The sequence below is a fragment of the Microvirga sp. HS2 genome (assembly GCF_055792805.1).
This window is the reverse complement of sequence record NZ_JBVVAJ010000018.1, coordinates 1-12,308: the sequence shown is the minus strand read 5'-3', so window position 1 is coordinate 12,308 and position 12,308 is coordinate 1. Positions and strand designations below refer to the sequence as shown.

Below are 12,308 nucleotides of genomic sequence, written 5' to 3'. Positions count from 1 at the left end.
CCTCCGGAGAAACTGTCATATGTGGCCGCCCCGTCCGGCAAGGTTCTTGCTGAACGTGTACGCAAGATTGTCGGGTCCGGTCCATAGAGCCACTGGCGCTGCTGAAAGCCCGTCGAACAGGTCCCGATCACATCATCGATCTCAAATCTCCTACAACGCCGCGGGCTCTTCTGATCATGGCTCGGCCGGGTTACATCAAGCGATTGTCTCCTTCCCAAACCGAGTGTCTCAAAATGCCCGCCGATATCTCAGGCGCAAGCGCAAATGACTCGCCGCATCCCCGGAAGACGATAACCAATGTGGGAGGTGCGACTGGCTTGGGCGTCACCGGGAACACCGACCGCAGGCAGCCGGGAATTGTCGTGCTCACGCCATGAAGAAGGCCCGCAAGAGATGTTGCGAGCCCAAGTCCTTTCTGATGTCCGATGCGCTCTTCATTCTCTGACGCATCGTTTTTCGCGGAGAACCGAAACCAATTTTCCGCGCGATGTGCTACGCGGCTGCCGGTGACAGCGCTTCGGATACAAGCTTCATCCGTCGCCGCTGCAGCCACCAGATAAAGCCTGTCAAGGCGAATGCCGGGATGTAGACCCACAAGGTGGAGGGCCGTCCGGGAGCGGACTGGAGAACGGCAACGATGGTGAAGCCCGGCTCCAGGCCCACACGCTTGGCGTAGGAACCAAAGGCCACGTTGCTGATGGTCATCTGGTTGCCGAGACCTGCAACGGTGAGGCCGGAGTTGCGCAGGCGCTCCTGCGGGGTCGGCTTCTGCTCCCCGAGATCGAGGCTCACCGTCTTGCGCACATCGTCGCCCTCGATGGTCGTGCCCTCCACCACGAAGGCGAGACGATGGCTCGCCGGCGCGCGGGCGACCTCATTCATCAGCTCGCTCGCGGGCAGTTCGATCGTCGCCGGATGGACTTGGTTGAGCCACCAGTCGGGGCGGAACAAGGCAAAGCAGATGACGAGCAGAATCGCGCTCTCCCACAGGCGGCTCTTGGTCGCGAAGTAGTTCATCGTGGCGGCCGCGAAGATCAGGACCGCCGTGATGTTGGCCGTAATGACGATTGCCGTGTCAGTCCAGCTGTCCACGCCGATCAGCAGCATTGCGGGGTTGAAGATGAACACGAAGGGCAGAAGGGCCGTGCGGAGCGCGTAGAAAGCACCCTGGAAGCCTGTGGCGATGGGATCCTCGCGCGAGATCGCCGCCGCCGCGAAGGCCGCGAGGCCCACGGGCGGCGTGATGTCGGCCATGATGCCGAAATAGAACACAAACAGGTGCACGGCGATCAGCGGAATGGCGAGGCCTGCCTGAGCTCCGAGCTCCACCACCACCGGCGCCATCAGCGTCGCGACCAGGATGTAATTCGCGGTGGTCGGGATGCCCATGCCGAGCACGAGGCTGATGAGAGCGATCAGCATCAGCATGATGATGACATTGCCGCCAGAGATGAACTCCACGAATTCGGTCATCATGAGGCCGAGGCCGGTGAGCGTCACCGTGCCGACGATGATGCCCGCGGTCGCGGTGGCGATTGCGATGCCGATCATGTTGCGCGCCCCGAGCGCGAAGCCGTCCAGAAGGTCGGCCATGGCTGCGCGAGTGGCCGCCGAAGCAGATTGCTTGCGGAACAGAGCGAGCAGCGGGCGGCGCGTGGCCAGAATTCCGATGATGGAGGTGGTGGCCCAGAAGGCGGAGAGGCCGGGCGACATTTCCTCGACCATCAGGCACCACAGCAGGACGACCAATGGAATGAGGAAATCGAGGCCCGTGCGCGTCACGTCCCAGGCCCGGGGAAGTTTGATGATGGGTGTGTTGGGATCGTCGAGTTCGAGATCGGGGAAGCGCGCCGCATAGGCGACGGTTGCGAGATAAATCACGAGACCGGCGGCTGCGAGAATCCAGGGAGCGCCCGCGCCGAAAGCCGCTTGCGCGCCGATCACGCCGTAATAGAGCAGGCCAAGCACCACGACCGACCCGGACAGGCCCAGACCCGTGCGCAGGAAGCGTGTCTTCGCAGGAGACGCTTCCCGCGGGATCGGCTTCGCGCCGATCTTCAGCGCTTCCAGATGCACGATGTAGAGCAGCGCCACATAGGAGGCGACGGCCGGAAGGAAGGCATGCGTGACGATCTCCGAGTAGGGGATGCCGACATACTCGACCATGAGGAAGGCGGCTGCGCCCATCACGGGCGGCATGATCTGCCCGTTAATGGAGGAGGCGGCCTCGATGGCGCCGGCTTTCACGCCGGACAGGCCTGTGCGCTTCATCAGCGGGATCGTGAAGATGCCGCCCGACACCACGTTCGAGACGGAGGAGCCGGACACCACGCCGTTGAGGGCGGAAGACACCACGGCGACTTTCGCCGGGCCGCCGCGCAGATGGCCTAGGAGGGCGATGGAGATCTGCATCATCCAGTTGCCTGCGCCTGCCTTGTCGAGCAGCGTGCCGAATAGAACGAACAGGAACACGAAACTCGTCGACACGCCGAGCGCGATGCCGAACACGCCTTCCGTCGTCAGCCATTGGTGCTGCAAGAACTTCGAGATCGAAGCGCCCTTGTGCAGCAGCACGTCCGGCATGTACGGGCCGGCGAAGGTGAAGAGGATGAAGACCAGCGCGACGATGACCATCGGCAGGCCGAGGGAGCGGCGCGTGGCCTCGAGCAGAAGCAGAATGCCTGCCCCCGCGGTCACGAGATCCAGCATGATCGGCTGGCCTGGGCGCGTGGCGAGATCGCGATAGAACAGGAAGAGATAGGCGCCTGCGAAAGCGCCTGCGAGGGCGAGCGCCCAATCGACGATGGGCACGTAAGCGCGCGGGGAGGATTTGAAGGCCGGATAGGCCATGAACGCGAGAAAGAGCCCGAGGCCGAGATGGATGGCGCGCGCTTCGGTGTCGTTCAGGATGCCGAAGCCCAGGGTGAATGGTAGCGGCGAGGCGTACCAGAGTTGGAACAGCGACCAGGCAATGGCGACCGTGGTGATCAATGTGGCGGTGAAACCGGTCGGCTTGCGGCCTCCCGTATCGGCCTCGGCGACGAGCTGCTCGAGCTCGGCGGACGGAGCGAGTGCGGCTTTCTCGTTTGTCGACATGGTCGCGTCCTCAAGTCGTCTCAATAAGGCAAGGGGGCAGCATTCGCTGCCCCCGTTCCGATAGACTTCGGGAAAGGCCCGCTTATTTCAGCCAGCCCTTTTCCTTATAGTATTTTGCCGCACCCGGATGGAGCGGAGCGGACAGGCCGTCCTTCACCATCTTGGCCGGGTCGAGGTTGGCGAAGGCCGGGTGCAGCGACTTGAATTCGTTGAAGTTCTCGAACACGGCCTTGGTCACCTGATAGACGGTTTCCTCCGGCACCTTGGTCGAGGTCACGACGGTTGCGAGCACGCCGTAGGTTTCGACGTCCTGCGGGTTGTTGTTGTAGAGGCCGCCCTTGATCGTGGCTTTGGCATAGTAGGGCTTGTCGGCGAGCAGCTTGTCCACGGCAGGTCCCGTGATCGACACGAGCTTCGCGCCGCAGGTGGTGGTCGGGTCCTGGATGTTCGCGGACGGATGGCCTACGCCATAGAAGAACGCGTCGATCTTGTTGTCGCAGAGCGCAGGGCCGTGCTCGTCGGCCTTCAGCTCGGAAGCGAGCGAGAAATCGGACAGCTTCCAGCCCTTCGCGCCGAGGAGCTCTTCCATGGAGGCGCGGGTGCCGGAGCCCGGGTTGCCCACGTTGACGCGCTTGCCCTTGAGATCGTCGAAGGTAGCGGCATTGGCTTCCTTTCGGGCCAGCACCGTGAAGGGCTCAGGGTGCACGGAGAAAACCGCGCGCATGTCTTCGAAGGCGCCACCGTCCTTGAAGGAGCCGAGACCTTTCAGGGAGTTGTACTGAACGTCGGACTGGGTAAGGCCGAAATCGAGCTCGCCCGCCTTGATCGTATTGACGTTGTAGGCGGAGCCGCCGGTGGATTCGACGGAGCAGCGGATGCCGTGCGTCTTGCGGTCCTTGTTGACCAGGCGGCAGATCGCGCCGCCGACGGCATAGTACACGCCGGTGACGCCGCCGGTGCCGATGGTGGCGAAGTTCTGCTGCGCTTGAGCTGGAAGAGCCGTGAAGGCCAATGTGGCTGCGGCTGCGCTCAGCAGGGTCTTGTTCATGATCTTCATTGACTTCCCTCTTGTTGTGTCCGGCTTTGCGCCGAACTTGAAGTTGTCCGGGATTGGTTTTCCCGTTGGTGCCTTGGCCTCTGCGAGAGAGGTCAGGCGGCTTTCAATCTCACGCCTTCGAGGGCCGCATCCACGGCATCTCCCAGGCGTTCGACGATCGTGTCGACGATGGCTTCGTCGACGATGAAAGGAGGGGCGAGCAGAACGTGATCGCCCTGTACCCCGTCGATGGTGCCGCCCATGGGATAGACCATGAGGCCGCGGGCCATCGCCTCGCGCTTGATGCGCGCATGCAGTTTTTCTTTAGGGTCAAAGGTGGCCTTGGTTGACCGGTCCTCCACCAGCTCGATGCCCATGAAGAGCCCGCGCCCCCGGATGTCCCCGACATGAGGATGATTTCCGAACCGGTCTCCCAGCCGCTGGCGCAGGCGCGTGCCCATTGACTTGACGTTAGACAAAAGACCGTCGCGCTGGATCACCTCTTGGACGGCAAGGGCCGCCGCGCAGGCGAGGGGATGGCCCAGATACGTGTGGCCGTGCTGAAAAAAGCCGGTGCCTTTGGCGAAGGCATCATAGATGTGCCGCCCCAGCAGGACCGCGCCGATCGGCTGGTAGCCGCCTCCCAGACCTTTGGCGATGGTCATGATGTCCGGCGAAATCCCGTCTTGTTCGCAGGCATGGAGCGTGCCCGTGCGGCCCATGCCGCACATCACCTCATCGAGAATGAGCAGCACGCCGTAACGATCGCAGATCGCCCGAATGCGTTTGAAATAGTCCGCCACGGGGGGCACGGCACCGGTGGTGGCGCCGACGACGGTCTCCGCAACGAAGGCGATCACCGTCTCAGGGCCGAGTTCGAGGATCTTGTTCTCCAGTTCCTGCGCGGCGCGGGCCGCGTAGTCCTGATCACTCTCGCCCGGCAGCTGATGACGATAGGCGAAGCAAGGGTCGATATGGTGCGTTTCGATGAGAAGCGGCCTGAACTGCGTCCGGCGCCATTCGTTGCCGCCGGTGGCGAGCGCGCCCAGCGTATTGCCGTGGTAGCTCTGGCGTCGGGCGATGACGTTGCGGCGCTCCGGCTGGCCGATCTCGACGAAGTATTGCCGCGCCATCTTGAGCGCAGCCTCGATAGCCTCGGATCCCCCCGAGACGAAATAGACGTGGGACATCCCTTCCGGCGCATCCGCAATCAGGCGGTCTGCCAGGGATTCGGCTGCTTGCGTGGTGAAGAAGCTCGTATGCGCATAGGCCAGCTTATCGGCCTGTGCATGAATCGCGGCCGTCACGTCGGGATGACCATGGCCCAGGCAGGAAACCGCCGCCCCGCCGGAGGCATCGATATATGCCTTGCCTTGCGCGTCGATGATCTCGACGCCCTTGCCGCCAACTGCGACCGGCAGAGTCCCGTGGATCTGGCGATGAAGAATGCGGGTCATCAGGTTCTCCTGCCGTCTTTCGGCAACCAGTGGATGTTGAAGGCCGTGAGCTGATCCTCGGTGCGCCGGAGCGCTTCCAGCGAGGCTTCTGCGCCGCGCCCGGCAACGAGCGCCGTCAGGATTTCGCCAACGACGAAGGCGGGCGTCATGCTGTGGAAGAACGAGGGGCTGTCGGTCGAGACGAGAATGGTGGATTGCGCAATCGGCGCGAGGGGGGACACGAGACTGTCGGTGACGGCGACAATCGGCACTTTGCGCGAATGGGCGTATTGCGCCACTTCGATGGTTGCGCGGGTATAGGGCGCGACGCTGACGGTGAAGAGGGCATCCTGCGGCGTAGCGTTGCGGATAGGGTCCATTCCGAACCCGGCATGAGTTTCGAGCAGAACCGACTTTTCACCGATCAGCGACAGCACGTAATTCATGTGCCACGCCACGATGTGCGACGAGCGCAGGCCGAGACAGAAAATGCGCTCGGCGGAGGCCAAGAGGGCGGCGGCGCCCGCCAGCCGGTCGAGCGGCTCGGGGTCGGCCAGTCGGCCGATCTGGCTTATCAGGGAAGCGACCATCTCCGCAGCCAGGGCCTTTTCGCCCCTTGCCTTCTGCGCCAGCACCTGTGCTCCGGCCTTGCCCGAGAAACTGAGGCCGTTATCGCGAATGGCTTGTGCATAAAGATTGCGGACGGCGTCATAGCCGTCGAAGCCCAACCTCTTGGCCAGCCGAGTCATTGTCGCAGGCTGGACCCCAGCCTGCCTCGCCTGCTCACGCATGGAGAGAAGCGCCACATCTCTCGGCCGGTCGAGAACAAAGCGGGCTGCCGCCTGGAGCTGCTCCGGCAGGTCCGGGAATGTCTCGACAATCGCTGCGGCTAAGGGCGCGGTGTCCATCACCGAACCATAGACTCAGCTCTCGATTTTGTGCAACATTTGTTTTTCCAAGGCGGTGGTTTGAAACAGATGGATCGGAGGCGGCGCATGAACGGGCAGCAAGCGGCAGCAGGGCAGGGGATTGCGATCGCGGTCGCTCCCAATGGCGGACGCCGCACCAAGGCCGATCATCCTGCACTCCCCATGACGCCGAACGAAATGGCCCACGTGGCTTCCGAGTGTCTTGATGCGGGCGCGTGCATGATTCACGTGCACGTGCGCGACGGACAGGGCGGGCACCTTCTCGACGCGGATGCCTATACGGAAATGACGAAGGCGATCCGTCAGGCCATCGGCGATCGTCTCGTGGTTCAGATCACCAGCGAGGCACTTGGTGTTTACGAACCCGAGGAGCAGATGGCTGTGGTGCGTGCCACACGGCCCGAGGCGGTGTCGCTGGCTCTGCGCGAGCTTGTGCCGGACGAAGCCTCCGAAGCGGCCTTTGCGGAGTTTCTGAACTGGCTCCGGCAGGAGCGGATCGTTCCGCAAATCATCCTCTACACACCCGAGGAGGCGGTCCGGTTGGAGGAAATGACGCGGCGTGGGCTCGTTCCGTTCGAAACGATGCCGGTTCTCTACGTCCTGGGGCGCTACACGGTTGGGCAGACCTCCCGTCCCGCCGATCTGCTGCCGTTCTTGGCGCCGAGCCAGCCGAATTTCACCAATTGGATGGTGTGCGCTTTCGGCCGTCATGAAGCCGCTTGCGTGACGAGCGCCGCGCTCTTGGGCGGTCATGTGCGCGTGGGGTTCGAAAACAACATCTTCTTGGCCAATGGGGCGGTGGCGGGCTCCAATGCGGCGTTGATCGCGCAGACGGTGCAGGCGCTTACGGCCTGCGGAAGTCCTCTCGCCGATGCGGATTCATGGCGACAAGTCTGGGCCGGGTGTCTCGGCTAGCGCCGGGGCGCTCCTTCGGGGCTTCGTCTGCCTACCGGCGCGAGACGACGTTCCGTTCTTGCAGCCAATCGCCTGCCTATCCCTACGTAGTTCCCGGCGCTCCACAATGCGGCCTGGTGCAGATCCAGAGCCGTCTCGCCGCGCAAGGCGGGGAGGGATCAGGGAGCCAAAAGGCGGCGGCGTGGCCGAATTGCCTTTACGGTTCTGTTAAATTTGCCATTCGTTAACCATGCCGGGTTGAAGATAGGGATTGCCGTAAGGCTGGCGGGGATGGCGCGGATGGACCGCCTCCTCGCCATTCGTGTTTTCACCGCATCGGACCGAAGGAGCAATGCGTGAACGGGGCTCTCAAACAGCGCATTGGAGAAAGGGTCAGCGCCCTTAAGATTTCCTGGCGGCGGGCATCCCTGGAGGCAGGGCTCGAGGCGGGTTTCATCCAAGATATCATTACGGGACGCGCCAGCGATCCAGGCGAGGAGTCCCTTGCAAGCCTTGCAGCCGTGCTCAAGTGCACACCGGCCTACCTTCTGGGGCGGAGCGATGAACTCACCGGAGGTGTGGGACCTGCTCACGGCATGGATCCCGTAGCCCCGGACGCCAGCCAGCGCCCCGATGCTGTCATGGCCCTCAGGATCGTCGACGAGCTGCTCACCGGAGGGCACGTCGATGCGGCCCGCCTTGCCGTCAGGCGGGCCCTGAAGTCGATTGCGGTCTCATAGGCACTTTGTGCGGCAGGGTTGGCGGTGCGTTCCGGCCGAGTAGGTCACGGCTCAGTGGGCCCATTGCTGAGCCTTTGCGATCAGGAAGTCGCGGAAGACGTGGAGACGTGCGACAGAGCGCATCTCATCCGGATACACCAGGTAGGTTTCAAGCGACGGCATTTCGATATCGCGCAGGACCTGCCTGATTCCCGGTTTGCCGTTCATCGCATAGTCCGGAGCCATGCCGATCCCGGCACCATTCTCGATGGCATTCCGCAGAGCTAGGCTGTCATTGACCACGAAGTGGCTCGGGCGGGGATCCTTCGGATGCCGCCCGAGCGTCGTCAGCCGATGCAAATCCAGAATGAATCCCGGCTGGTCTCCGCCCAGGCACACGATGCGGTGGTGGTCGAGATCCTCCACGCGTACGGGCTCTCCAAAGCGCTCCAAGTAAGCGGACGACGCGTATGCATGATACTGAATTGTAAACAGGCGTCGTTGGATCAGATCTGGCTGCGTGGGACGGCGCAGCCGAATGGCGAGATCCGCCTCGCGCATGGCAAGATCCAATTCGCCATTCGTCAGGATCAGCTCGATGCGCACGTCGGGATAAAGATCGAGGAATTCCTTGATGCGTCGGGCGAGCCAGATTCCGCCTATGCCGACGGTGGCCGAAATTCTGAGATCTCCCGCTGGGCGCTCACTGGTTTCCGTGAGACGCTGGCGCGTCTTTTCCAGGCACAGGCGCATCTCCTGAGACGCCTTGAGAAGCAGATCTCCGTGCTCGGTCAGGAGAAGGCCGCGGGGGTGCCGGTGAAACAGTGGAACTTTCAGCTCCTGCTCCAGTGCACTGATCTGGCGACTGACCGAGGATTGGTTCACGCCAAGCCTCTCGCCCGCTCTGGTGAAGTTTCCGGCTTCAGCAACCTCACAGAAGAGTCTGATCTTGTCCCAATCCAAAACGCGTCCCTTCCATTCAACGTGGCTTAAGAGCCCCTTCTTTGGGAATGTAGCTTGAAGGGATGTCAATGGGCGGGCAAGGTTGCCCGGCGAAACAGCCCCGCCTGGTACATTACGGGATCAGGCGATCTTCGGGAAACCAGCAAAGTTCCGCTCCACGTGTTTCTCGTTCCACCCAAGCCTGCTGGCGTGGCTTCTTGCGCTTCACCCTCCGAGGCGCACGGCGCGAAGCCATTGTGGTGCTGAGGTGCCGCTGTACCCTTCATTCACAGAGATGAAGCTCGGATTCCATAGAAAGGGCGGGCGTGCGGGTCGAACCTCGCAGGCGTTCGGCACCCGGAAACGCACCAGCCGGATAAATTGCTTTGCTGCATTGCAGCAACCCATGCGGACCCGGGACGTTGTTCGCTTCAGGACTTAATGGAGTGGGTTCATGCACAATCTAGAGGCAGAGGCCGACCTGAACAACTTCCGTCGCGCCGGGCCCTTGGGAAACGGCAGTAGCCAGCCAGGTTGGAGACGGCGGGAAGAGGGCGCCACGCGCTACGCCGCCCGGGGGCATGAGGAGGCTCGTGAACCTGCATGGGATGAACGCCGCAAGGCGCGCCGATGGCTTGCTCCTGCTCTTGCGGGTACGGTCGCTGCTCTGGGAGCGGCTGCGGTCTATAACTACGAGCAGACCCGCGCCGCTGAGCGGAATTATCCGCCGATCGGCGGTTTTCTCGACGTGGATGGCGTGCGGCTGCACTACATCGAGCGCGGCCAAGGTGACCCGCTGATGCTCATCCACGGCAACGGCACCATGATCCAGGACTTCACCGTCAGCGGCCTCGTGGACAAGTTGGCGGAGCGCTATCGTGTGATCGTGATCGACCGGCCCGGCTATGGCTACAGCTCACGTCCGCGCGGGCTATGGACGCCACGCGCCCATGCCAGGCTGTTCCGGAAGGCTCTGGCAAAACTCGGGGCCCGGCAGGCGTTGGTGTATGGCCACTCCTGGGGCACCTTGGTCGCGATCGCCCTCGCGCTGGAGTTTCCGTCCGTCGTCCGTGGCCTCGTTCTGGGCTCAGGCTACTACTATCCAACCCTGCGGGCGGACACGTTCCTGCTCTCGCCGCCAGCCATTCCGCTGATCGGTGATGCCATGCGCTACACCGTCTCCCCCCTCGTGGCGCGGGCGATCCTGCCAGGCATGATCAAACGGATGTTCCAGCCGGCTCCTGTGCCGGAGCGCTTCGAGCGAGAGTTTCCGAAGGCGCTGATGCTGCGGCCGCTGCAGCTGCGTGCGGTCGCCGAAGATGCTGCGCTCATGACCCCATCCGTCATGGAGCTGGATCAGCACTACCGCGAACTGACGGGGCCGGTCACCATCGTCAGTGGGGCCGACGATCAGATTGCGGATGTGGAGCGCCAGTCCGCGCGCCTGCACCGCGAATTGCCGCAAAGCAGCTTGACCGTACTGCCAGGTCTGGGACACATGATCCACCACCTGGCGCCAGACGCGGTCGTGCAAGAAATCGACCATTTGATGCGGCAGTCCCAAGTCTGAACACGTCTCGCCCCTCCGGCAGATCCAAGTCTCTCTCGGGCTGGGCCCTTCGGAAAGGGTGCGCCATTCTTACAGTCTTCGGCGGGGCGATGGTGGAGGTTCGGCGCGCGCGAAGGCGAGTGGCCGCCCGATCAAAATATGATTGCATGAAGACTGGAAGTTTAGCCTCCGTAGGGTTATACCGAGCAGGTCAGGTTCGCCTGACTATGATCGTAGAGGCAGAGTGGAATAGGCGTTTAGGACGCGGGTTCGATTCCCGCCGCCTCCACCACAAACACATCAGCCGTCCAGCGCTGGCAGGAAAGGTTTAAGCAGGTGGCTTCCAGAGATGGAGGGCCGCTGCCTGGATATGTTTGTGATGGGGGCGATATGGGTTCGACTGGGCGCGATAAAGGCTAGGCTGCGATTAGGCTGAGCTACGGCCTCAACAGTGCAAATTCACAAATGCCAACGACAACGTTGACATGGGTGCGGTTCGCCTCGCGGCGTAACCATCCGGGGCTCGGGACAGCCTAGCAACAGAAACGGCACCTTCGGGTGCCGTTCCCATTTTCAAGTCTATGACTTTTCAGCTCGCGCTGCCCCACAACAGAGAGGCGAAGAACACATGTCGGAAATTCAGGTGGACGGCTACATTCGGGTTCCAAAAGGAACAATGGTCTATCCAACGGGCGATGGCCTGGAGGCTCCGTCCACCCGGGATCAAGTCGTCAAGGTCACCAACATTTTCGACGTGGACGTGAAGAGCGACAATTTCTATCTGCTACTCCCCGACGAGATGCGGTTGCGGTACTTCGAGGCCAGTGGTGGCAAGCGCCCCATCGATCAGGACATTCTCGAATACACCGATCGCCTGACGAAAGGTGACTATCGAGCGGTGGAGTGGTCGAGCAAATGGGCGTTGATCGCCGACGTTCAGCCTGCCGACGCTCCCGCCCGCGCCAAGACGGCAAAGAAGGTCGAGAAGCCGGAGAAGAAGCCGCTCACCAAGCAGCAGCAGATGGTGATCGGGTCGCTATGGCGTTTCACCCAGGATGCGGAGCTCCGCTACAAGGTTCGGAATCCGGCCTATGCCCTCAAGCGCGAGGAGATCGAGAATAGCCTCCGTGAACTGCCTTCATATGCCCGGACCCAGGCCGTTGATGCCAAGCTGAGCGAGCTCGGCATCATTGATCACCTTGATGAGCCCTGGGGGCCCGTCACGGCAGGCGAGACCTTCACGGTCCGTGGCAAGCTGACATCTGGCCTCGGGAATGGGCCGGATGTGCCGATGCTGTTCCGAGGCGAGAAGTTTACGCTGCCCTACGACAGCCTTGAGCCATACATCGAGCTGGTGGTTGGACGATAGCGTACCCGCGAGCCGGGGCATCGGATGTGAAGAGTGGACCTGCGCTTCTGAAACCCATCCGATGCTCTCTTCGCTTGTGAGCGCCCGGTTTGAGCAAAACGCTAGAGCATCGGACCCAAAAGTGGATCTGCACTTTTGGGGATCAATCCGATGCTCCCTCTAAAGGCAGCGCATCGTTCGAGCGGAAAACCGGGTCCACTTTTCCGTACGATGCGCTAGAGCAGATTCGACTTAGACGGGCTCATACCCGCAGTTCCTGATGTAGTTCTGGCACTCATTCGGCTCGAAGGCGTCCAGCAGTTCTCCGATGGTGGTCCAGAGCGCCTCCTTGGTACGTG

At 62.3% G+C, this 12,308-nt stretch carries 9 protein-coding genes and 1 other RNA gene; 5 read left to right on the top strand and 5 right to left on the bottom strand.

Translation table 11 applies throughout. From position 1 onward, the window contains the following. Positions 1–492: 492 nt before the first annotated feature. The 4 genes from ACS5Q0_RS15985 to ACS5Q0_RS15970 form a co-directional block, all read right to left on the bottom strand. A complete protein-coding gene (locus ACS5Q0_RS15985) occupies positions 493–3,096 on the bottom strand; it encodes a TRAP transporter permease (protein ID WP_473127644.1) in 2,604 nt (867 codons plus the stop codon). A gap of 82 nt (positions 3,097–3,178) precedes the next feature. After that, complete coding sequence (locus tag ACS5Q0_RS15980; protein ID WP_473127643.1) at positions 3,179–4,153, bottom strand: TAXI family TRAP transporter solute-binding subunit; 975 nt, start codon at positions 4,151–4,153, stop codon at positions 3,179–3,181. A 92-nt stretch (positions 4,154–4,245) separates the two neighbouring features. Then, the gene (locus ACS5Q0_RS15975; protein ID WP_473127642.1) at positions 4,246–5,589 is read right to left on the bottom strand and encodes an aspartate aminotransferase family protein; all 1,344 of its coding nucleotides are present in this window, start codon (positions 5,587–5,589) and stop codon (positions 4,246–4,248) included. Beyond that, positions 5,589–6,476 (bottom strand): MurR/RpiR family transcriptional regulator, encoded by an 888-nt coding sequence (locus tag ACS5Q0_RS15970; RefSeq protein ID WP_473127641.1) that lies wholly within the window; start codon positions 6,474–6,476, stop codon positions 5,589–5,591. The genes ACS5Q0_RS15975 and ACS5Q0_RS15970 overlap by 1 nt, the downstream gene beginning before the upstream one ends. Positions 6,477–6,563: 87 nt before the next feature. Between ACS5Q0_RS15970 and ACS5Q0_RS15965 the strand changes: the two genes are divergently transcribed. Next, complete coding sequence (locus ACS5Q0_RS15965) at positions 6,564–7,412, top strand: beta-keto acid cleavage family enzyme (RefSeq protein ID WP_473127640.1); 849 nt, start codon at positions 6,564–6,566, stop codon at positions 7,410–7,412. Between the two features lie 335 nt (positions 7,413–7,747). Then, positions 7,748–8,131 carry a helix-turn-helix domain-containing protein gene (locus ACS5Q0_RS15960; protein ID WP_473127639.1) on the top strand — a complete coding sequence of 128 codons (384 nt, stop codon included), beginning with the start codon at positions 7,748–7,750 and terminating at the stop codon, positions 8,129–8,131. A gap of 51 nt (positions 8,132–8,182) precedes the next feature. Here ACS5Q0_RS15960 and ACS5Q0_RS15955 read toward each other — a convergent pair whose 3' ends face one another. Next, positions 8,183–9,073 (bottom strand): LysR family transcriptional regulator, encoded by an 891-nt coding sequence (locus ACS5Q0_RS15955; protein ID WP_473127638.1) that lies wholly within the window; start codon positions 9,071–9,073, stop codon positions 8,183–8,185. A gap of 433 nt (positions 9,074–9,506) precedes the next feature. On the opposite strand from ACS5Q0_RS15955, the gene ACS5Q0_RS15950 reads away from it, so the two are divergent. The 3 genes from ACS5Q0_RS15950 (at position 9,507) to ACS5Q0_RS15940 (ending at position 11,970) form a co-directional block, all read left to right on the top strand. After that, positions 9,507–10,622: an alpha/beta fold hydrolase gene (locus ACS5Q0_RS15950; RefSeq protein WP_473127637.1), complete on the top strand. Its 1,116-nt coding sequence runs from the start codon at positions 9,507–9,509 to the stop codon at positions 10,620–10,622. Positions 10,623–10,772: 150 nt separating this feature from the next. Next, positions 10,773–11,155: a transfer-messenger RNA gene (gene ssrA, locus ACS5Q0_RS15945) on the top strand. Between the two features lie 74 nt (positions 11,156–11,229). After that, entirely contained in the window at positions 11,230–11,970 is a 741-nt protein-coding gene (locus tag ACS5Q0_RS15940) for a hypothetical protein (protein ID WP_473127636.1), read from the top strand. Positions 11,971–12,308 lie beyond the last annotated feature (338 nt).

What these genes read in the sequence shown, in the direction of transcription:
- ACS5Q0_RS15985 (WP_473127644.1), bottom strand. Translation starts at nt 3,096, where the DNA reads ATGTCGACAAACGAGAAAGCCGCACTCGCTCCGTCCGCCGAGCTCGAG.
- ACS5Q0_RS15980 (WP_473127643.1), bottom strand. Translation starts at nt 4,153, where the DNA reads ATGAAGATCATGAACAAGACCCTGCTGAGCGCAGCCGCAGCCACATTG.
- ACS5Q0_RS15975 (WP_473127642.1), bottom strand. Translation starts at nt 5,589, where the DNA reads ATGACCCGCATTCTTCATCGCCAGATCCACGGGACTCTGCCGGTCGCA.
- ACS5Q0_RS15970 (WP_473127641.1), bottom strand. Translation starts at nt 6,476, where the DNA reads ATGGACACCGCGCCCTTAGCCGCAGCGATTGTCGAGACATTCCCGGAC.
- ACS5Q0_RS15965 (WP_473127640.1), top strand. Translation starts at nt 6,564, where the DNA reads ATGAACGGGCAGCAAGCGGCAGCAGGGCAGGGGATTGCGATCGCGGTC.
- ACS5Q0_RS15950 (WP_473127637.1), top strand. Translation starts at nt 9,507, where the DNA reads ATGCACAATCTAGAGGCAGAGGCCGACCTGAACAACTTCCGTCGCGCC.
- ACS5Q0_RS15940 (WP_473127636.1), top strand. Translation starts at nt 11,230, where the DNA reads ATGTCGGAAATTCAGGTGGACGGCTACATTCGGGTTCCAAAAGGAACA.